Raw genomic sequence first — 20,247 nt, 5'->3', positions numbered from 1 at the left:
TCGTTACAATAAAGAATCTAAACTTATCGATGTTTCTTCATCACCATTTACTTGCGTTATAAGGGCGGTTCTTGCTTCAAAATCTACACTTAATGAAATAGATTGCTCACCAAGTTGCCACGTTAAACAACACATACCGCCTTCACCTTGCGCTGAAAACTCACCAGAAAACGCTGGGTGTTCATTTCGGATTTTAATCAGTTCAATTAAACCTTTTACAACGGGCCTATCAAGTGATTCGCTTATTTTATCTGCATTTAAATATGGGCGGTTAATATCACGGCCAACATTTGTTTTGGCTAAAAGTTCCATGTCGTTTTCGCATGCAAATAAACCGCCGTAGTAAACTTGTGGGACACCTGGTGCAAAAAACTGAATGGCGCGAGACAATAAATAATCAAAATCTTTAGCCCCCAATGCGTTGTAATAAGTACAGTTAACTTGGTACAAATCAACATTACTGGCTGCAGCCCCAGTTGCTTGTCGGCTTTCGTTATTACTGTTTGCATGCATTGTTTCAACAAGGTTATCAATTTGCTCAGCGTTTAATAAACCTGGTTTGTCGCCCATTGGCCCAGCGTCAATAATACCTATGCCGTCGTGCGTATCGAGTACAGTTAAACAGTTACGTGGTGATATTTTTAGCCACTTCAAAAGTGCATCAACATCGTTATTAAACAAGCTATGTAAAATAAGCGGCGGCAGTGCAAAGTCATAAACCATGTTAACGCGTTTAGCCACTTCAACCTGAGTTTGATAATGGCTGTGTATTTCAGCAATTGTTTCCATACCTAATTCATTTGCTTGCTTAGATAAGTTATCTAAGTAACCAAACGTTTCATCTAGCATAAAACAGTTAGTACCCGCTTGCTTAATAGCGTAACCCGCTGCATCTAACCGAATAATATTTACATTGTTTGCAGAGAACTTGGTGAGTACATTATTTAAATACGCAACGCCAGCCTCTACCTTTACATTAATGTCAATTTGATTATCGGTAAATGTAGTCCAAAAATCATACGTTTCACCATCACCACATTTCATTGGTGTAAAACAACTACCAGGGCGAGGACGATAAATTGCTTTTTGCTCTGCGTCGCTCATGCCATTTGGAAATACGTCTTCTTTGGTTAAAAACAAATCCCAAAATTCAGAGGCTTTACCTTTAGCAAGCACATCCTGAAACTGAAAAGATTGCGCCGAAACATGGTTAACAATTAAGTCGGCCATTAAATCATGGTTGTTACCAAGCGCTTTAATGTCTTCCCAAGAACCTATTCTTGAATCTACTTCACTATGGTCTATTGGGTCAAAGCCAGCATCACTGCCGTCAATTGGGTTATAAAATGGCAACAAATGCACACCGCCAAATACGCCTTTTAAAGATCCATTTAAAAGTGTAGTGAGTGCATTAATGTCTTGGCCAGTGATTCGATCAGCATATGTGATCAATTGAACTTTGTTTTGCATCATTGTGTGATTACCATGTTGAAACTTAATCGATTAAGATATATCTTTAACTAGAGAGTAAGAATTTACAAGTAATTTTTAAAAATTTTACATACAAATATCGTTGCACGAATAATACTTCACTAAGTAACTAACTGACTTAACGCGTATTAGCCTGCATTTAACGAGGATTAAATAAAATGACAAAATCACACACACAAGCAAGCAGCGATCCGTTGCGACAAATACGCTGGCTCACATACATGATGTTTTTTATGTTTGCCATGACCTCTGATGCGGTCGGCATGATCATCCCTGAGCTTATAAAAGACTTTGGCTTAAGTATGACCCAAGCCAGTGCCTTTCATTATGCGCCAATGGCTTTAATTGCTTTTAGTGGACTATTTTTAGGCTTTTTAGCCGACAGCCTTGGACGAAAGCAAACCATTATGCTGGGGTTACTCATTTTTTCTGCAAGTTGTTTTTTATTTGCAGTAAGTTCTAGTTTTAATTTTTTCTTGGTACTTCTTTGCTGTATTGGTTTGGCAATCGGTTTATTTAAAACAGGTGCATTAGCTTTATTGGGTGATATTTCACACAGTAACGAAGAACACACCAAAACAATGAACAAGGTAGAAGGCTTTTTTGGAATAGGTGCTATTGTTGGTCCTGCACTGGTAGGTGTTTTACTCGTTCAAAATGTTAGCTGGACATACCTTTACATTATTGCTGGTGTTATGTGTTTGATCCTTGCGCTTCTGGCGTGGCGCGCAGATTATCCGCCAGTTGTAAAAACAACCGAAAAACCCGCTTCACTTGCCACCACCATGAAAATGATTAAAAACCCTTATGCACTGGGCTTTTCAATGGCTATCGCACTATACGTTGCAACCGAAGTGGCTATTTATGTATGGATGCCAACACTATTACAAGATTACACTGGTTCATGGCCATTACTTGCAACCTACGCATTAACCATATTCTTTATACTTCGCGCAGCGGGTCGTTTTATAGCGGTATGGTTACTAAATCGCTTTAGCTGGCAAGGCGTAATGACCTACCTAAGCCTTGGCATAGCACTATGTTATGTAGGCACATTAATTGGCGGTGTAGATTGGGCCGTTGGATTGCTTCCGCTTTCAGGTTTATTTATGTCAATGGTTTACCCTACTTTAAACTCTAAGGGCATTTCCTGTTTCCCTGTTCAACAACATGGTGCTGTAGCCGGCGTTATATTATTTTTTACCGCATTGTCAGCAGCATTAGCCCCACTTTTAATGGGCATGATCAGTGATTACTTTGGTCATGTGCGTTACGGTTTTTACTTAGCAACTGGTTTTGCAGTTATTTTATTTTTGGCTATGCTATTTAATTATTTTCGTGACCCATCAGCATCAGCTTTAGAGCAAAATAACGTAGTTACTAATTAATTTGATAATTATTTAACAAAAAAATTACCCTACAAATCAATGGGTGAGTAAAAAAAGAGCAAATTAATAATAAAATAATTTGCATCTTGTAAAAATTTTGTTATTTTTACTTAATCGATTAAGTAAAAATAAATAACCATTTAGGTTCAACATAACGAGGCGTTCACATGACAACACACAACACTCCTTTATATTTAATCAGTGCATTAGCACTTGCAGTAAGCCAAGGCATTAATGCTCAAGAAGCAGAAACAACTCAGCCAGAAGCATCACAAAACAAAGGACTTGAAACAATCGTTGTAACCGGTGTTCCACGCCGTACAACAATTATGGCTTCAAGCGTATCAGTAAGCAGTGTTTCGCTTGAACAAGTTCAAGTTTCAACACCTCGCTCTACCGCTGAAGCATTTAGAATCATTCCGGGTATCCGTTCAGAATCTACTGGCGGTGAAGGTAATGCAAACATTGCAGTTCGTGGTCTACCGGTTGCATCAGGTGGCGCTAAATTTTTACAGTTACAAGAAGACGGTTTACCTGTACTGCAATACGGTGACATCGCTTTTGGTAATGCTGACATTTTTATGCGCCTTGACAACACGGTACAAACGGTTGAGTCAATTCGTGGTGGTTCAGCGTCTACAGCAGCAAGTAATGCACCGGGCGGTATCATCAACTTTATCTCTAAAAACGGCGAAAACGAATCGGGCAGCGTTGCAACCACTGTTGGCCTAGATTTCGATAGTGTCCGTACTGATTTTGAATACGGTACTTATTTAACTGACAGCGTTCGCTTTCATGTGGGTGGCTTTGTACGCCAAGGTGAAGGCCCACGTGAAACAGGTTACACGTCAAATAAAGGTGGTCAAATAAAAGCTAATTTGACTAAAGATTTCGAAAACGGCTATGTGCGTCTTTACTACAAACACTTAGACGACAAAAGCGTTGGTTACCTTCCAATGCCAATGTACTCAAATGGTGATTCAGTTCCTGGGTTTGATTCTCAGTCAGATACACCTCATTCAGCACTGTTCACTAAAACAGTTCGCTTAAATGGTCAAAACCAAATTAGCAATGGTGACATTCGCGATGGTATGAACCCAAATGTTGATTCTATTGGCTTTGAAGCTGTATTTGACTTAGACAACGATTGGCGTATTGAAAACCGTTTTCGTAAATCGTCAGTTGGCGGAAACTTTAATTCTATTATTCCAGCTGAAGTAGGCGATGCATCGGCAATGGCTGCAAGCATTGGCGGAGCAGGCGCAACACTGAGCAATGCAAACACAGGTGACGCATTCAATGGCGATTTAGCTATGCGTATCCATACGTTTGACGTAACAATGAATGACTTTGACTCTATTGTTAACGACTTTAAACTAACAAAATCGTTTGACGATGACACAAGCCTTACGTTTGGTTACTACGCATCAACGCAAAACATAGCGATGTCGTGGTTGTGGAACTCTTACGTTATGGAGCTTAAAGGTGACAACGCAGCACTGTTAAATGTAACGGCTGCCGACGGCACTGAGTTTTCAGAAAATGGTTTATACGCATACGGCACGCCATTTTGGGGTAACTGTTGTCAGCGCGACTACGACACTGAATACGACACACGTGCACCTTATGTTGCGTTCTCAACTAAACTTGGTGACTTGAGTATCGATGCAAGTGCGCGTTATGACAGCGGTGAAGCACGCGGTAACTACGCAGGAGCAGTAACATCTACTGTTGATATGAACCGTGATGGTGTTATTTCAGTACCCGAGCAGAATGTTGTAGGTATTGATCATGCTAACTCAAGCCCAGTAAATTACGACTGGAGCTACTCTTCTTACTCAATTGGTGCTAACTACCAAATAGACCCTAGCCTTGCAACATTTGCACGTATCAGTAAAGGCGGACGTGCAAACGCTGATCGTCTTTTATTTGGTAAAGTACGCTCAGATGGCTCAGTAGCTGATGAAGATGCAGTTGATGAAGTAAATCAATTTGAGTTTGGTGTTAAAAAACGTTTTGACTCACTATCGGTATTTGCAACAGCGTTCTACGCAGAAACTGAAGAACAAAACTTTGAAGCAACATCACAAAAGTTCTTCGACCGTGAATACGAAGCCAAAGGTATTGAGATTGAATCAACGTACTTCATGGATGCGTGGGATTTTCGTGGTAACTTGACGTGGACTGATGCTGAAATTGCTAAAGATGCACTATCTCCTGACGTTGTAGGTAACACACCACGCCGTCAAGCGGATTTAATTTACTCACTAATGGCTCGCTACAGCTATGAAAAAGGGGCAGCAGGTCTAAGCTTTATTGGTACAACTGACGCTTACGCTCAAGATAATAACGACCTTAAATTCGATGGTTACACACAGGTAAATGGCTTTGTGAGCTACGACCTATCTGAAAACCTTAGCCTGGCACTGAATGTAAATAACCTATTTGATACTGTAGGCATTACAGAAGCAGAGGAAGGCTCTGTACCAGCAAACGATATTATACGCGCACGTACAATTAATGGCCGTACAACATCACTAACGCTTAAATACGCGTTTAACTAACCGAGTCTGAGTGTGTTGAGCGCTGAAATGCAGTTTTATTTCAGCGCTTTATTCCCTACTCAACTTAAATTTTATTACTCTCCCTTACATTTAACCTAGCCTTGCTAGGTTTTTTAGGATTTATAACATGACCAAATTACTAAGCCTTGGCGAGCTGCTTATTGATATGTTGCCACAAGACTCACACAACACAGCGTATTTACCTATTCCTGGTGGCGCACCTGCAAACGTAGCAGTAGGCTATGCAAAGTTAGGTGGTAGCGCTGCATTTTGTGGTGGTATGGGTGATGATTACTTTGCCAAACAACTTACCGACGCGTTAAAGCAATATAATGTCGGCACCGAGTATTTATTTACTATAAAAAATGCGCAAACAGCGATGGTTATTGTCAGCTTAGATGAAACTGGCGAACGCAGCTTTAATTTTTACCGCCATAACACCGCCGACCTACTCCTTGCTCCTGAACATTTACAGCAAATTCAGTGGGATGAAATAAGTACCCTACACTTTTGCTCAAATACGCTAACCAGTATTGCCATTGCAAACACAACATTGAGCGCTTTAAAACAAGCAAAAATTCATAATAAACTTGTTAGCTTTGACGTAAATTTACGATACAGCCTTTGGCATAATATTCGTGATATTGAGCCTAATGTGCGTGCCTGCTACGCCCATTGCGACATTATAAAACTATCACGTGATGAGTTAAATTTTTTAGCAGAACACACCAGTCAATCAGGTGATGAATATTTACAATCGCTATTAGAGTTAGGCGTTAGTTTAATTTTCTTAACCGATGGACCCGAGCCTGCCACTGTTTACCATAAAATGTTTAACGTAAGTGAAGCTGCACCGATTATTAATGCAATAGATACAACCAGTGCCGGAGACGCGTTTATTGCAGGTGTGTTATATCATTTAAATCATTTCAACGAGACGCTATTACCAAGCGACAAACTCAATAATAAACAAGTAATTAAAGACGCATTAAGTTTTGGCCTTCGTTGTGGCTCAAAAGCCTGTTTATCAAAGGGTGCTTTTCCTGCATTGCCCGTTTTAAACGACGTACTTTGAGCTAACACACCCTGCAACATTTTAAAAATTAATCTAAAAAAGCCCCTGTAGATAAATACCTACAGGGGCTTTTTCAACTATTGTTTATCTGGATGTTATAAAGCAAGTTCTTCTTTAGCGCGCGTTAAGTTATGCGATACCATATCGTTGTTAGATAGTTGTTTTGCCTCGTATAGGTCAGCAAGGCCGGCCGTTTCATTTTTAGCTTTTAGGCGCGCTACACCGCGATTGCTTAATGCAAATGATGTAAGCTGACGAACTTTAAATTTAGGGGCATCGGCATCTTGTAAAAGTGCAATTGCTTTAGTACAAATTTGTTCTGCTTCAGCGTAGTTTTTTGACTTAACATTAAGTGCACAGCTATTAAAAGATTGCTCAAGTGGCTGCGGCGCGGTTTGCGCTTCAATAACCATTAATTTGTAATCACTTTGATCAGCCATTGCAGCAGCTGAACATGTTAATAGTGAGCCAAGAGCGATAGTTTTGATAAGTGTTTTCATGGTCATAATCCTGTTAAGTTAAGTCGTGCTTGTTGCCGACAACTGAACTTTAGAGGATCCCTATAAAACCGACAAACGATAAAAACAAAACTAATAAGTGAATAAATCTAACCTATAGACTTTAGTCTAATAACACTAGCCTAAACCCAAAATAATAGGCCCATTTAAAACTAGTGTTCAAGCCAATCAATTGCCGCAGTGGCATTTTCAAAGTAAGCCATTTCACCACAAATAATACGATTCCCCATGTTTGCAGCGGTTGCTTGCCATGTTTTATTACCGTAAATAGCTACTTTACTTAGCGCTTTATTATGCTTTATCCCTAAATTCAAATCGTCTAATATCGATTTAAAACCCACGCCCTTTAACTCAATGCCGTCTATAAATAAATTAATAATCGGGTTGTTTACCTTTAAAAGCGCGGCTTCAATTTTAGGGGTAATTGCATTGTAATCAGCGTGCTTTAAATTACCCACTGCTTTTAACGTTATAAAAATTTCGCGTCCAGCGCCTTCTATATCAAGTGTTAAACTAGGAATTAAATTTGCCATTACATTTGCTCATTCTTATAGTAAGTTTTGAGCATAAAGCACTTTATATTAATCAATGATGAAGCAAATCAACAAAACCGTATTTAAGCTGAGCTTAAGTTAGTTAAGCTCCCTGCACTCGTGCAATTTGGTTATCTACATCGTTTAAATGCCCTTCTTTAACCCATAACTTAGCACCCAGCTTGCCTGCTTTTGCTAAAACATTAGAATTTACAGGCGTACGCAACCAGCTACTTTTTTCAAGCAAATCTTGCCCTTCTGTTACGGCGCCTTCAATTACTAACAACTCAGCTCCGCACTCAGCATCTAAAACAAACTGCGCATTAGGCGCTAAATGAATTAAGCTAACTTCCTCAAACTCATCTTTGTATAAAGGTGTTACCGCAACCCCTTGTTGTGTTGAGTGTTCAACGATTCCCATAAAGTGAGTTTGCAACCGAACGTGTGTTCTATCCTGTGGCTGAAACTGCCACAGCTTAACAAAAATAGTGCATCCCTCTTTTGAACCCGGCTTATGTTGTGATTGCGGCGGGTTTCTAATGTACGAGCCAGCAGGAAAATCGCCATGTTCATCCTGAAAAACACCTTCTAACACAACAAACTCTTCCCCGCCGGTATGAACATGTGGCGAAAACTCACTACCTGGTGCATAACGAACAATACTCGTTGCACGCGCAACCTCATCGCCGATGCGATCAAGAGGTCGCCTATCAACGCCTGCCATAGGCGATTTTACCCACGGTAATGTATTACTGTTCACCACTATACGCTGACTAAAATCGGCTGCTATTTTCATGCTTGCCCCTTAAATTTTTGTTTTGCCAATTAAACTCAATATACCGAGTTTAATTGGCCTATTGAACCCACTTTTACTTATAAGCCCGCGACGCTTGGTCGAGCTGCAACTGCTTTTTGCCACGCAAGCAAATGAGTTAAATGACTCGGTAGCGCAATGTTGGCAAACCCAGCAAACACTAATCCAGCATAAAGAGTTATATCGGCAATACTAAAATTATCGCCCGCAACAAACCTTGATTTAGCGAGTATATCGTTAAAATAATTTAAGTTAGTACGCGCCTTTTCACCTTGCTTTTCGCCCCATGCAATATTTTGATATGTTTCAAGCTCTGGGCCTAATCCATCAGTAGCATGATGAAAATACGTTGCAACAGCATCAAGTACCATAGACTCAGCACGTTTTTGCATCATATTTATTACTGCGCGCTCTTTTGCCGAAATGCCCATCAATGATGGCCCTGTAAAAGCAGCATCAATATATTCAGTAATTGCAGTGCATTCTGATATAAATGTTCCGTCGTCAAGCTCTAATACTGGCACACCAGCTAATGGGTTTTTAGCTATAAAAGCCTCTGTCCGGTGTTCACCATTAAGCAAGTCTACTGGAATAAATTCAACTTCAGTTGTCGCATTTTTCTCCGCTAGCGCAATACGAATGCGAAGCGGGTTTGGAAAGTTTTCTACATCATAAATTTTCATTGAGTTTGACCTTTTTCAATTCACCTACCTACTGATAGGTATTTATATTCTTTATACCAAACTAAGTCAAACTTTAAAATAACTACATAAGCAGAGTATTTGCTAACCGCATGAAACTTAATATTTTATTTATAAAAATATTAAGGCTTGAAAATAACTACCTACTGGTCGATAATTTTATGGTCAACAATAGGATGAAGATGTATGAGCAAAAAAGAGGCCCTACTCAAAGCGGCAGAGAATAAAGTACGCCTAGGCGGATACAGCAATTTTAGCTTTAGAGAACTTGCTAACGAAGTAGGTATAAAAAGCGCCAGTGTACATTATCACTTTCCTACTAAAGCCGACTTAGGCGCAGAGCTTGCACATCAATACACTGATGCGTTTTTGCTTTCATTAGGGGAGCCCGCTGAGTTAAAAGCGCAAGGTAAAAACCCTATCGACTTTTATACGTCGCTATTTAGAGGCGCATTGGTGACCGATAAAAAAATGTGCTTATGCGGTTTACTTGGCGCCGAGAGTGACAGCTTACCTGAAAAAGTACGTGAAGAAGTAAAGCGCTTTTTCACTCAAAATTTAACCTGGCTAAGCGCAGCGCATTCGGTCAACGGTGAAATAAACCCACAAAAAGCAGCTATTCAAACGGTAAGTATGCTTGAGGGTGCGATGATGATCAGTAAAACACTCGACGATCACAGCTACTTTGATTTAGCAACGCGAGACAGTATTTAACCAGACGATTTGACGAATAAAAAAGCGAGCTTAATTAGCTCGCTTTTTAGTTTTACACGGAAATTATTTAAACTGCTGGGCTCGCTTTATGCTTAGCATGCACAATGGCAAGTATGATCAGACCAATCACCGCGACCCCTGCACCTATGGGTTTACCTAAATCGCTCGATAAGTTAAAACCAATTGCAGCTGTTGTGATATACGACAAGGTCACAGCCGTTGCAATAACCGCAGGTATACTCGCAATCCAATGAAAGGTGCCACGGTCAAACAAATACTTAGTAGCAAGCCATAGTACACTGGTAGAAAGCAACATATTTGAAAACGCAAAGTAACGCCAAATTAATGAAAAATCCAACTTGGTCATAAAGTAAGCAATAGTTAGAATAGGTAAAGCCAACAACAGACGATTACGTATACTTTGCGGAATATTAAAGGCATCAACTACCGTTAAGCGCAGTGAACGAAATGCGGTGTCGCCTGAGGTAATAGGGAAAACAGCAACCGCAATAATTGCCATAATACCGCCAAATACACCTAAGTAACTATTTGCAATATGGTTTACAACTAAGCCTGGACCACCTTGATCAAGCATTGCTTTTAAACCAGCATAACCTTCAGGGAAAGCCGCAATACCAGCCAATGCCCAAACACAACCAACAATGCCTTCACACATCATGGCACCGTAGTACACCGGGCGTACATATTTTTCGTTTGTTAAGCAACGAGCAATAATAGGTGCTTGCGTTGAATGAAAACCACTAATAGCACCACAGGTAATGGTTATGAATAATAGGGGCCAAGTTGGTAACCCGTCGGGGTTTGGTGCTAAAAAGTCATGCGCGTGATCGGCTTCAAAATACGCCAAAAAGTCGCCAGCAACCGGTAAATGTGGCGCGTTAATAAGTAACGACACGGCAACAGCGACTGTCATAACAATCATTAACAAACCAAAAATAGGGTAAAAACGTGTAATGATCTTATCAATTGGTAACAGCGTCGCTAAAAAGTAATAAGCCAAAATAGCCAATACCCAAAAAGTATTATTGGCTAAAAATGTACCTTCAAATAAATTTAAGTTACTAAGTAAACCCGCTGGGCTCATTATGAATACTACACCAACAAAAAATAACAGCATTGCGGTGAAAATAAGCATAAAGCCTTTAAATACAACATTGTAATAGTGACCAGCTATTTCAGGTAAGCTTTTACCGTCTTCTTTTATACTCATTACACCTGAGAAAAAGTCGTGAACAGCGCCACCTAATACATTTCCTAACACAATCCATACAAGCGCAACCGGACCATATAAAGCGCCCAATATAGGGCCAAAAATTGGACCCACACCTGCAATATTTAAAAATTGAATTAAAAAAGCACGAACAGGGTGAATAGCCACGTAATCAACACCTTCACTAAAGCGTTTTTGTGGTGTATCAACCGTTGAATCCATGCCTGCTTGTTTTTCTACAAATGGGCTATAAAACTTATATCCCAAAATTAATATAGTGAGGCAAATAAAAAAGATAATCATAAAGCACGTTTCTCTTTTGTATGTGTATTTAGAAGCGCAGTGTGTATCGCTTCGCATAAAGGTGACTTAATAACTTTGGAACAATATCAAAGCTATTTTTTACAGACAATTAGACGTTTAGCTAATACCTTAGTCGCAATCGTTCATGACTTGTTCACTTTATGAAGTAATTTGATAACTCGTTTAGAAACCTGACGAATACCGCTGTTTAAACGTTCAAAATGTATGTTTACCACACTATTTTTAGGCAAAAAAAAGCGGCTAAGCATATTGCTTAAGCCGCTTTCAACACACAATTTTTTTAAAGAGGACGCATAAATTCGTTAATTTTTTCATGAGTCAATGTAGGTGTAGCACCTGCACTTTCTGCAACCATAGCCCCTACCGCACAGGCAAAATCAACCGCATGCTGAGCACAATCGCTGCTACATAATTGATATATCAATGAACCTAAGAATGAATCCCCAGCGCCCACTGTGTCTACAACACTAATTAAATAGCCTGAATTATAATAATTTTGGCCCTTAACAGTTAACAGTGCGCCGTGACTGCCTTTGGTTACACATAAATATTCAGTGTTAGTTTGCTCTGCAATAAATGCTAGGTTTTGCTCAAGCGAATGGAACTTACACCCCATTGCTTTGGCAATTTCGTAAAGCTCTTCATCGTTTAACTTGATAAAATCTGCTTTATTCATTAAATCTACTAGCGTGTCTAATGTGTAATGCGGGGCGCGTAAATTTACGTCAAACACTTTAAAGTTAGCTACATCAACTAGCTGGTTTAGCGTAGCAAGTGAGGCTTCACTGCGGCCAATTAGGCTGCCAAATACAAATACATCACTGGCTTTTACTTTTTCAATAAGTGAATCAGTAAGAGTAATGTTGTCCCATGCCGTATCAGCGACTATTTCGTAGCTGGCTGAACCGCTTTTGTCTAAAGTAACTTGTACGGTGCTGGTCTTTTTGTCGTTATTAACGGTAATATAATCGCAACTAACGCCTTTTGCTTTAATTTCGCCAAGAAGCTCAGTACCTAATTCATCGTTACCTACTGCGCTTATCATGTCGGCTTTAATACCTAATGAGTTAATGCGCACACACATGTTTAATGGTGCACCACCTAAGCGTTTACCTGTTGCAAAACAATCCCATAGCACTTCGCCAAAACAACTTACGCTTACGTCTTTACCTTGTTTAGAATCAATTAAAATGCTCATTATTAGTTACCTTTAGGCTCAAGCACGTTTTTCATAATTGCTTTTATTTTGCTTGCTGGTGCGTATAACGCGTCTACATTGTTTTTGTAGTGAGACGTAAAGGCGCTTTGCGTGTTTAAATCGCCAAATAAGCTTGTTAGCGATAAAAATGCAAGGTTATCAGTCGTCGTTTTAGCAGCAGCTTCATGAAGCTCGCTTTGCATTGCATCAATTACTTCAAGCGTATTGCCTTGCTCATCTTCCCCTTTGTCGCTATAAAAACACCATGCAGCAATAACGAGTGTAGCTAGTGATACATCTCGCCCTTGCGCTAGGTTTTCGTTAATAGTGGCAATTAAAAACTTAGGTAGTTTAGCTGCACTCTCCGAACAAATACGCGATAAGCTGTCTTTAATATTAGGGTTTGCAAAACGCTCAATAAGTGTGTCTTTGTAGATTTCAAGATCAATGCCTTCTAATTGCTCTAGGTTAGGCGTTACTTCTTTATCCATAAACGCACGTAAGTACTTTGCAAATAAGGGATCTGATACTGTTTCGTCAATTGTGCCATAGCCATGTACAGACCCCAGTAAACCCAGTACTGAGTGGCCTGCATTTAATAAGCGAATTTTCATGGTTTCAAAAGGGGTTACATCTTTTACAAATTGAGCACCAGCGTTATCCCAATTTGGCCGCCCGTCACAAAAAGAATCTTCAATTACCCATTGTGTAAACGATTCACACGTTATTGGCCATTCATCGCTAACACCGTAAGCATCAACAACATAGTCAATATCACTTTGTTTAGATACTGGCGTAATTCGGTCTACCATAGCATTGGGAAACTTTACATTAGCAGCAATCCATTCACTTAATGCTGCATCTTGCTCTGCGGCAAAAGCGAGTAACATTTTGCGCGTTACATTGCCATTATGTTGAATGTTATCGCACGACTGTACTGTAAACGCATTAAGGCCTTGTTCTTTACGTAGCTTCAACGCAGCTGCTATATATCCAAATGCAGTAATAGGATCGTTTGGATTATTAATGTCGTTAATTATGTCTGGGTTTGCATAATCAAACTCACCCGTTACTGGGTTAAAGTTGTATCCGCCTTCAGTAATAGTTAAAGACACAATTTTAGTATCAGGGTGTGCGAGCTTATTAATAACAGCTTGTTTGTTCTCAGGCGCAAACAAAAAATCAATCATAGAACCTATAACGGTATTGTCTATTGTCCCATTTGGGTGTCTTACCGTTAATGTGTAAAGGTAGTCTTGCTGCTTTAATACATCGCGCAGTCCACGATTTGCTTCAAGCAAGCCTACACCACAAATACCCCATTGCTCAGAACCTGGCGTTTTTAATAACTCATTAATATACATGGCTTGGTGAGCACGGTGAAAACCGCCAACGCCAATGTGAACTATACCTGCTTTTACTTTACTGCGGTCGTAGCTAGGGGTGTCTACATGGCTTGGCATATATGCCAAACTTTGTTGATTTAGCCCTTTAACAAGGGCATTAGTGTGATGTTGTGTCATGGTGCGGCCTTACTAAAACAAAAATTAAAAAACGTGTAAATTACAATGCAGCATTGAGCGCTTTATGGCGTTTTAATGACCAATAAGCGGTAACAAAATAGATAACCGTACAAATAAAACACGCTATCTCAAACTGCAATTTGTTTGCGCTATATATGCTCATTGTGTCGCTAAAAAACATGACTTGGCTTGCAAATATACAAATAATGACAAGTGAAATAGTCGAAACCGCATTAAGCACTTTAGTAAACATAGAACCATCAACTACAGGTTTTGGAATGTCTTTCGCCTGCGCTGCTTGATACGCTTTAATATCACGTTGCTCTTGTTCCTCAGCAACTATATGTTGTTTGTAGTCTTCACCAGCGCCATACTTTTTCGCTAACAGCGTGTAAACAACAATGGTAAAAAACCAGGTAGGTATAAATAAGTAATAAAACGACATAACATCTAGCGCATTTAGACCAAAGCCAAACACTAACGCTAACGCCCAAGACGCAATGGCCGGCACACTTCGAGTTATGTTTTTGTATTTAGCCCAGTAGCGCGTTAAGCCAATTTTAGGAAATAATACATGCTCGGCAAATACAATCGCCCCAACAGGCACAACCAATAAGCCAGCATAAGTAAGTAAAGGTAGCATTTGAGAAAATACGAACGGGAAACATGCAATAACTACGGTCACAATCCCTACAATAGCGGTTGTGCGCTCACGAGAGTGGTTTACAAAAATAGATTGCGCCGCAAGCCCCGCACGATATAGGTTTGCGTTAGCTGTAGTCCAACCTGCAATAATTACAATAACAAACCCAGTCCAACCTAATGCGTGGTAAGCCACATCGCCCGGATCGAGTGATGAAATAGTTGTTTTAAGTAATACCGCAACACCTGCACCCATAATACCGGCAGAGATCCACGCTAAGTAATGACCAAAAAACATGCCTACGCCCGAGAACAAACCATAGCTTTTGCGCTTGGCGAATCTAAAAATCGCCATATCAATTAAACCAAAGTGAGTAATAGAGTTAGCAGCCCACGCAAAACCAATTACCTCAAGTAGGCCAATCCCCTGCTCCCCTTCTGCATTCGTACCGGTCCATATGGATGAGTCGCCAATGGTCATAAAGTCACTAAAGCTGGTTAACGTGGTTGACCCAATTACATGATTTGAAAGTTCAGGGAAAAGTGCAAACGAGCCCGCTATAAAAATAACAAATAGCCAGGGTGCACAAATTTTAGAAAAGTCAGCTACAGTAGAAAAACCATACATAGCCACAAACACAACAATAGAGCCAACGGCTAAAACAATACCCACAAACGCTAAACTATTTGGGTACCAATCTAACTGTGCGGGAATATCAAATAAAAATCGAACCGCAGTGGACGATACCGTAATCATCGCCGCCGATATAACACTAAAAATAATGACGTTAGCCCAGTTATAGAGCTTAGTCATTGAGTTACCAGCAATTTTGTTCAAATAATTATATAAACTTAAACGCGTTTCTACTGCAATTGGCGCTGTAATTAGCCACCAAGAACACATTGCTAATAAATTACCAATTAATAAACCTAGTAAAATGTCGATGGTTGATGCACCCAGTGCAACAAATGTTGCACCAATAACAAACTCAGTGGCTGCAACATGCTCACCCGCGTATAAACCGGCAAAATGCTTCCAACCATGAAGCTTATTATTAGCAACGGGAAGTTGCTCTTCGTTTATATCTTTAAATGTGTGTGTGTGTGGACTCGTTGCCATGGTACTTCCTATTGTTTTAACACGATAATAATCACAAAAACGTGCATTTAGTTGTGTGTGCGGCTAAGCACACAACCTCGAAAATTCTTAAACAACGTCATTCATGTCAGTGTGGGACTAAATCAACGCTATTTTTATATTTTTAGGGTTGGATACATTTCATAAAACGCTTTCCAATCTGTTAAATGAGCAACCTCGGGGTATGCCTTGTGAACAAAATTAACAGCTCCTTGCATATGCCCTCCACCGCTGTAATGAAGTACTTGCATGTTTGCGGCAAGCGCCGCACTCACGCCCGCTATAGAGTCTTCTATTACCAAGCAATGGGCTGGGTTAACCCCCATTTTTTTAGCGGCGTGTAAAAATAAATCCGGCGCAGGTTTGCCATTTTTTACTTCACTTGAAGTAAACACCTCATCAAAATAATGACTCAATTTAACGACGCTTAATGCCTTTTCTGTTCGTGCAGGGCTACTACTAGTTGCTATACAGCTAGGTGTAGCTAAATTAGCCAATACCTCTTTAATGCCATTTGTGGGCATTAGGGCTGTTTCAAACTCATGTAAAAGTGCATTTCTATAATCAGCTTCAAATCGCTCTGGCAATTCAACATTAAAAGCATCGGCTATCTTTTGAGTAACCGCTTTAAAATTGCACCCTAAAAAATGTTCTTGTACATAAGCACGGTCAATAAACACCGCTTTATCAACAAGCATATCGATGAGCACTTGCGCACTTAAAACTTCGCTGTCAATTACAACGCCATCACAGTCAAAAATAACCAGTTCAATTTTAGGGTTCATTTTTTTACCTTATTGCATTTAGTTTTATGCAAACACAAACCTGAGCATAAGCCCAGAGAGTGAGCATATTCTCTTTATTATTATAATATGTCAACACGTTGTGAACTTAAAAACCCGCCACATAGTTCAAATAATCAACACCTCAATAAAAAAGCTGTTGATTTTCATTAGTTTTGATTTTAGCTGTTACGACTAAAATCGCATGCCGTATTCACAACAAGTGTATTTACTGCAGATGCCAATCTACTTTTGTGATTATTACAATCTAAACAATCAATTTTACCGAAATAAATTTAACCCATACACTCGTTAACAGTTAAACAGCCAGCAACACTGCCGGCACTTTTAAATAATGAGGTCGACAATGAAAACTCAAATAAACACAACAAAAACTAAATTAACTTTAAGCGCATTAGCCCTTGCAGTGGCATTACCTGCAAGTGCGGTTACCACTCTTACAAAAGACAACGGCGCAGCTGTTGGCGATAATCAAAACTCAATGACCGCCGGTGAGCGCGGCAGTGTATTACTTGAAGACGTACACCTAATTCAAAAGCTGCAACGTTTTGCACGCGAGCGTATCCCTGAACGTGTAGTGCATGCGCGAGGAACTGGCGCACACGGCGTGTTTGTAGCCTCAAAAGAACTAGACGATTTAACAATTGCGGCGCCATTTGCAGAAGCAGGTAAAGAAACAGACGTATTTGTTCGTTTTTCATCAGTAATTCACTCAAAAGGTAGCCCTGAAACGCTGCGTGATCCTCGTGGTTTTGCTACAAAATTTTACACAGACCAAGGTAACTGGGATTTAGTAGGTAACAACTTACCTGTGTTCTTTATCCGTGACGCGATTAAATTCCCAGATATGGTTCACTCGTTAAAGCCATCTCCGGTAGATAACATTCAAGATCCTAACCGTTTATTTGAGTTTTTCTCGTACGAGCCGGGCTCTACTCACATGTTAACGTGGGTATACAGCGACTACGGTACACCAGCAAGCTTACGCAAAATGGATGGTTGGGGCGTACATGCATATAAAATGATTAATAAATCAGGCGATGTTAAATACGTTAAGTTTCATTGGGTAAGCCAACAAGGTATCGACAACCTAGATGCAAAAGAAGTAGCCGAAGTACAAGGAAAAGATTTTCAACACTTAACTCGTGACCTGTACACCGAAATTGGTAAAGGCAACTTCCCTAAGTGGGATCTATATATTAAAACCCTTGACCCATCGCAGTTAGATGACTTTGATTACAACCCATTAGATGCAACAAAAATGTGGTTAGACGTTAAAGAAACAAAAGTGGGTACAATGACCTTAAACCGTATGCCAACTAACTTCTTCCAATCTACAGAACAAGTTGCAATGGCACCGGCAAATGTAATCCCGGGTATTGAGCCTTCTGAAGACAGACTATTACAAGGGCGTGTGTTTTCATACTCAGATACACAAATGTACCGCTTAGGTGCTAACCACCAACAATTGCCAATTAACCGCGCAAAAGTTGATGTGGTTAACTACAACCAAGACGGCGCAATGAACTACGGTAATACAACAAGTAATGTGAACTACCAACCAAGTCACGAAAACGTTGCAGAAAACCCAATTGCACGCAGAAGCAACACTGAGCTTAAAGGGTACGTACAACAAGCCGCGATTAAAAAGCAGCAAAACTTTGCTCAAGCTGGCGTACTTTACCGTGGCTTTAGTAAGCAAGAACGCACTAACTTAGTTAACAACTTAGCTGGCGATTTAGGCAAAGTAAAAGACAGCAAAGTTATGCACAAAATGCTCAGCCACTTTTACAAAGCCGACAGCGAGTACGGTACACGTTTAACTAAAGCCGTAAATGGCGATATTAAAATGGTTAAACAACTAGCCGCTAAACTTTAATAATTTTACCCAACCAAGAGGAAGGATCGACTCTCCTTCCTCTTTTTTTAAAAGGTAAACCGTATGCGTAAATTCCTTATTATATTTACTTTAGTGATGAGCTTTTCAAGCTTTGGTAATGAACAACAAAGCACTGTAAATGAGCCAACAACCGCCCAAACACAGTACGAAAGCCTACTTGCTTATTACTTTGCAGCCGCACGCACCGACGACACCGCCGTAATAACGCAGTTTGTTGATGCTGGCATTCCTATTAATAGTTACAACAACAAAGGTTACACCGCGCTAATGATTGCCACTTATCACGGTAATAAAAGCACGGTTAACACGCTTTTACAGTTAGGCGCTAATGCCTGCCTTGAAGATAAGCGTGGTAATACGGCCCTAATGGCCGCTATATTTAGAGGCGAATTTAGCATAGCTAAAACACTTGTCAGCCTTGATTGCGATAACGCCCATCAAAACAAAGCCGGCCAAACAGCAGAGCAATTTGCACAAACTTTTGGTCAACAAAAAGTACTCGACTTACTAGCGCAGGTGAATAGTGACGCAAAATAGCTTGTTTTTGATTTTTTGCCATTAGGACATGAACACGGGAAAAATAGTATTATTGCCTCTACTGGTCTAACCAGCTATTCTTTTCACCTGTGTACTTTATATGGAAAATAATAACTCTAATGGCCACACCACACTTTGATCACATCACTATTACCTGCAATAACAGGCAAACATTAAGCGCGCATGTATTTAAACCAGAAGGCACCATAAAAGGCGCAGTAATGATTGCACCTGCAACGGGGATTAAGCAGCAGTTTTATGCAAACTTTGCTACTTACTTGCAGCAAAATGGATTTGCCGTTATTACGTTTGACAACAGCGGGATAGGCCAATCACTTAAAGGCAGCATTAAAAATAGTAAAGCGAATTTGCAATCGTGGGGCGAGCAGGATATGCCCGCAGTGCTAGAACAACTTCAAAAAACATTTCCGAATACCCACTACCATTTGATAGGTCACAGTGCCGGCGGGCAGCTAGTAGGTTTAATGCACAATGCCACTCAACTCAGCTCACTGTTTAACTTTGCGTGTTCCTCGGGCAAATTAACCAATATGCGCTTGGCGTATCAGGTTAAAGCACACTTTTTTATGAATGGGGTTATTCCGGTGAGTAATGCACTATTTGGCCATACTAAATCACAATGGTTTGGTATGGGCGAGCCTTTACCTAAAGGCGTAGCTCAACAGTGGCAAAAATGGTGTAACGCACAAGGGTATGTTAAATCAGCATTTGGCAATACAGTATTTCAACATTTTTATAATGAACTAGTCATACCTTCGCTTTGGATTAATGCCAGCGATGATGATATAGCAAATAACGATAATGTTGCTGATATGCTTTCTGTTTTTCCAAAACTTAACGCACAAACGCTACATTTAAAGCCCAGTGAATATAACCTGAAAGATATTGGCCACATGAAGTTTTTTAGTAAAAGGTCTGCCGCTTTATGGCCTTTAGCACTAGACTGGCTAAACAAACATAGTATTTAACACCATGGTGTGTTTAGCTCCCTATACGCTAAACACACACCTGCTAACTCCATCTAACCTCTGCATACCTAAGCATATTTACGCGCTGTTAAATTTAAAGCCACTTTAGTAATTGACCTTTCGGTCAGTAAAGCTACAATCAATCAACACGTTAAACACGCACA

The 20,247-nt window shown here is 40.1% G+C and carries 17 protein-coding genes; 7 read left to right on the top strand and 10 right to left on the bottom strand.

Annotated features, from left to right (window positions below; genetic code table 11):
• Nucleotides 1-3: 3 nt before the first annotated feature.
• Complete coding sequence (gene gtfA / locus AC27JL_RS04595) at nucleotides 4-1,473, bottom strand: sucrose phosphorylase (protein WP_487194935.1); 1,470 nt, start codon at nucleotides 1,471-1,473, stop codon at nucleotides 4-6.
• 176 nt (nucleotides 1,474-1,649) lie between these two features.
• Between gtfA and AC27JL_RS04590 the strand changes: the two genes are divergently transcribed.
• The 3 genes from AC27JL_RS04590 (at nucleotide 1,650) to AC27JL_RS04580 (ending at nucleotide 6,518) form a co-directional block, all read left to right on the top strand.
• Complete coding sequence (locus AC27JL_RS04590; RefSeq protein ID WP_305397991.1) at nucleotides 1,650-2,879, top strand: MFS transporter; 1,230 nt, start codon at nucleotides 1,650-1,652, stop codon at nucleotides 2,877-2,879.
• Nucleotides 2,880-3,046: 167 nt separating this feature from the next.
• Nucleotides 3,047-5,443, top strand: a complete 2,397-nt coding sequence (locus AC27JL_RS04585) for a TonB-dependent siderophore receptor (RefSeq protein WP_008127784.1) — start codon at nucleotides 3,047-3,049, stop codon at nucleotides 5,441-5,443.
• A 127-nt stretch (nucleotides 5,444-5,570) separates the two neighbouring features.
• Nucleotides 5,571-6,518: a carbohydrate kinase family protein gene (locus tag AC27JL_RS04580; RefSeq protein ID WP_487194934.1), complete on the top strand. Its 948-nt coding sequence runs from the start codon at nucleotides 5,571-5,573 to the stop codon at nucleotides 6,516-6,518.
• Between the two features lie 95 nt (nucleotides 6,519-6,613).
• Here the strand turns inward: AC27JL_RS04580 and AC27JL_RS04575 are convergent, their stop codons facing one another.
• The 4 genes from AC27JL_RS04575 to AC27JL_RS04560 all read right to left on the bottom strand — a co-directional run bounded on the left by AC27JL_RS04575 (nucleotide 6,614) and on the right by AC27JL_RS04560 (nucleotide 9,066).
• Nucleotides 6,614-7,018 (bottom strand): hypothetical protein, encoded by a 405-nt coding sequence (locus AC27JL_RS04575; protein WP_006792633.1) that lies wholly within the window; start codon nucleotides 7,016-7,018, stop codon nucleotides 6,614-6,616.
• A 170-nt stretch (nucleotides 7,019-7,188) separates the two neighbouring features.
• Nucleotides 7,189-7,569 carry a SpoIIAA family protein gene (locus AC27JL_RS04570; RefSeq protein WP_487194933.1) on the bottom strand — a complete coding sequence of 127 codons (381 nt, stop codon included), beginning with the start codon at nucleotides 7,567-7,569 and terminating at the stop codon, nucleotides 7,189-7,191.
• 103 nt (nucleotides 7,570-7,672) lie between these two features.
• Nucleotides 7,673-8,365 carry a cupin domain-containing protein gene (locus tag AC27JL_RS04565; protein WP_487194932.1) on the bottom strand — a complete coding sequence of 231 codons (693 nt, stop codon included), beginning with the start codon at nucleotides 8,363-8,365 and terminating at the stop codon, nucleotides 7,673-7,675.
• A gap of 77 nt (nucleotides 8,366-8,442) precedes the next feature.
• Entirely contained in the window at nucleotides 8,443-9,066 is a 624-nt protein-coding gene (locus AC27JL_RS04560; protein ID WP_487194931.1) for a glutathione S-transferase family protein, read from the bottom strand.
• A gap of 204 nt (nucleotides 9,067-9,270) precedes the next feature.
• Here AC27JL_RS04560 and AC27JL_RS04555 point away from each other — a divergent pair, with 204 nt between their 5' ends.
• Nucleotides 9,271-9,798 (top strand): TetR/AcrR family transcriptional regulator, encoded by a 528-nt coding sequence (locus AC27JL_RS04555; RefSeq protein ID WP_008128564.1) that lies wholly within the window; start codon nucleotides 9,271-9,273, stop codon nucleotides 9,796-9,798.
• Between the two features lie 67 nt (nucleotides 9,799-9,865).
• Here the strand turns inward: AC27JL_RS04555 and AC27JL_RS04550 are convergent, their stop codons facing one another.
• The 5 genes from AC27JL_RS04550 to AC27JL_RS04530 all read right to left on the bottom strand — a co-directional run bounded on the left by AC27JL_RS04550 (nucleotide 9,866) and on the right by AC27JL_RS04530 (nucleotide 16,639).
• Nucleotides 9,866-11,332 carry a carbon starvation CstA family protein gene (locus AC27JL_RS04550; RefSeq protein WP_010556845.1) on the bottom strand — a complete coding sequence of 489 codons (1,467 nt, stop codon included), beginning with the start codon at nucleotides 11,330-11,332 and terminating at the stop codon, nucleotides 9,866-9,868.
• Between the two features lie 301 nt (nucleotides 11,333-11,633).
• Nucleotides 11,634-12,551, bottom strand: a complete 918-nt coding sequence (locus AC27JL_RS04545; protein WP_487194930.1) for a carbohydrate kinase family protein — start codon at nucleotides 12,549-12,551, stop codon at nucleotides 11,634-11,636.
• 2 nt (nucleotides 12,552-12,553) lie between these two features.
• A complete protein-coding gene (locus tag AC27JL_RS04540) occupies nucleotides 12,554-14,074 on the bottom strand; it encodes a mannitol dehydrogenase family protein (protein WP_487194929.1) in 1,521 nt (506 codons plus the stop codon).
• A 40-nt stretch (nucleotides 14,075-14,114) separates the two neighbouring features.
• Complete coding sequence (locus AC27JL_RS04535; RefSeq protein WP_487194928.1) at nucleotides 14,115-15,836, bottom strand: purine-cytosine permease family protein; 1,722 nt, start codon at nucleotides 15,834-15,836, stop codon at nucleotides 14,115-14,117.
• 134 nt (nucleotides 15,837-15,970) lie between these two features.
• Nucleotides 15,971-16,639: an HAD family hydrolase gene (locus tag AC27JL_RS04530; protein WP_058429908.1), complete on the bottom strand. Its 669-nt coding sequence runs from the start codon at nucleotides 16,637-16,639 to the stop codon at nucleotides 15,971-15,973.
• A 364-nt stretch (nucleotides 16,640-17,003) separates the two neighbouring features.
• Here AC27JL_RS04530 and AC27JL_RS04525 point away from each other — a divergent pair, with 364 nt between their 5' ends.
• The 3 genes from AC27JL_RS04525 to AC27JL_RS04515 all read left to right on the top strand — a co-directional run bounded on the left by AC27JL_RS04525 (nucleotide 17,004) and on the right by AC27JL_RS04515 (nucleotide 20,083).
• Complete coding sequence (locus AC27JL_RS04525) at nucleotides 17,004-18,536, top strand: catalase (RefSeq protein WP_487194927.1); 1,533 nt, start codon at nucleotides 17,004-17,006, stop codon at nucleotides 18,534-18,536.
• Between the two features lie 63 nt (nucleotides 18,537-18,599).
• Nucleotides 18,600-19,094 carry an ankyrin repeat domain-containing protein gene (locus tag AC27JL_RS04520; RefSeq protein ID WP_487194926.1) on the top strand — a complete coding sequence of 165 codons (495 nt, stop codon included), beginning with the start codon at nucleotides 18,600-18,602 and terminating at the stop codon, nucleotides 19,092-19,094.
• Nucleotides 19,095-19,213: 119 nt separating this feature from the next.
• Nucleotides 19,214-20,083, top strand: a complete 870-nt coding sequence (locus tag AC27JL_RS04515; RefSeq protein ID WP_487194925.1) for an alpha/beta hydrolase family protein — start codon at nucleotides 19,214-19,216, stop codon at nucleotides 20,081-20,083.
• Nucleotides 20,084-20,247 lie beyond the last annotated feature (164 nt).

It is taken from the genome of Pseudoalteromonas sp. 4NS20-0020, from assembly GCF_057554385.1.
The sequence above is the reverse complement of the archived record's forward strand: the minus strand, read 5'-3'. Positions and strand labels throughout refer to the sequence as shown.

What these genes read in the sequence shown, in the direction of transcription:
- AC27JL_RS04545 (WP_487194930.1), bottom strand. Translation starts at nt 12,551, where the DNA reads ATGAGCATTTTAATTGATTCTAAACAAGGTAAAGACGTAAGCGTAAGT.
- AC27JL_RS04550 (WP_010556845.1), bottom strand. Translation starts at nt 11,332, where the DNA reads ATGATTATCTTTTTTATTTGCCTCACTATATTAATTTTGGGATATAAG.
- AC27JL_RS04575 (WP_006792633.1), bottom strand. Translation starts at nt 7,018, where the DNA reads ATGAAAACACTTATCAAAACTATCGCTCTTGGCTCACTATTAACATGT.
- AC27JL_RS04585 (WP_008127784.1), top strand. Translation starts at nt 3,047, where the DNA reads ATGACAACACACAACACTCCTTTATATTTAATCAGTGCATTAGCACTT.
- AC27JL_RS04590 (WP_305397991.1), top strand. Translation starts at nt 1,650, where the DNA reads ATGACAAAATCACACACACAAGCAAGCAGCGATCCGTTGCGACAAATA.
- AC27JL_RS04560 (WP_487194931.1), bottom strand. Translation starts at nt 9,066, where the DNA reads ATGAAAATTTATGATGTAGAAAACTTTCCAAACCCGCTTCGCATTCGT.
- AC27JL_RS04540 (WP_487194929.1), bottom strand. Translation starts at nt 14,074, where the DNA reads ATGACACAACATCACACTAATGCCCTTGTTAAAGGGCTAAATCAACAA.
- AC27JL_RS04570 (WP_487194933.1), bottom strand. Translation starts at nt 7,569, where the DNA reads ATGGCAAATTTAATTCCTAGTTTAACACTTGATATAGAAGGCGCTGGA.
- AC27JL_RS04535 (WP_487194928.1), bottom strand. Translation starts at nt 15,836, where the DNA reads ATGGCAACGAGTCCACACACACACACATTTAAAGATATAAACGAAGAG.
- AC27JL_RS04525 (WP_487194927.1), top strand. Translation starts at nt 17,004, where the DNA reads ATGAAAACTCAAATAAACACAACAAAAACTAAATTAACTTTAAGCGCA.
- AC27JL_RS04515 (WP_487194925.1), top strand. Translation starts at nt 19,214, where the DNA reads ATGGCCACACCACACTTTGATCACATCACTATTACCTGCAATAACAGG.
- AC27JL_RS04580 (WP_487194934.1), top strand. Translation starts at nt 5,571, where the DNA reads ATGACCAAATTACTAAGCCTTGGCGAGCTGCTTATTGATATGTTGCCA.
- gtfA (WP_487194935.1), bottom strand. Translation starts at nt 1,473, where the DNA reads ATGATGCAAAACAAAGTTCAATTGATCACATATGCTGATCGAATCACT.
- AC27JL_RS04555 (WP_008128564.1), top strand. Translation starts at nt 9,271, where the DNA reads ATGAGCAAAAAAGAGGCCCTACTCAAAGCGGCAGAGAATAAAGTACGC.
- AC27JL_RS04530 (WP_058429908.1), bottom strand. Translation starts at nt 16,639, where the DNA reads ATGAACCCTAAAATTGAACTGGTTATTTTTGACTGTGATGGCGTTGTA.
- AC27JL_RS04565 (WP_487194932.1), bottom strand. Translation starts at nt 8,365, where the DNA reads ATGAAAATAGCAGCCGATTTTAGTCAGCGTATAGTGGTGAACAGTAAT.
- AC27JL_RS04520 (WP_487194926.1), top strand. Translation starts at nt 18,600, where the DNA reads ATGCGTAAATTCCTTATTATATTTACTTTAGTGATGAGCTTTTCAAGC.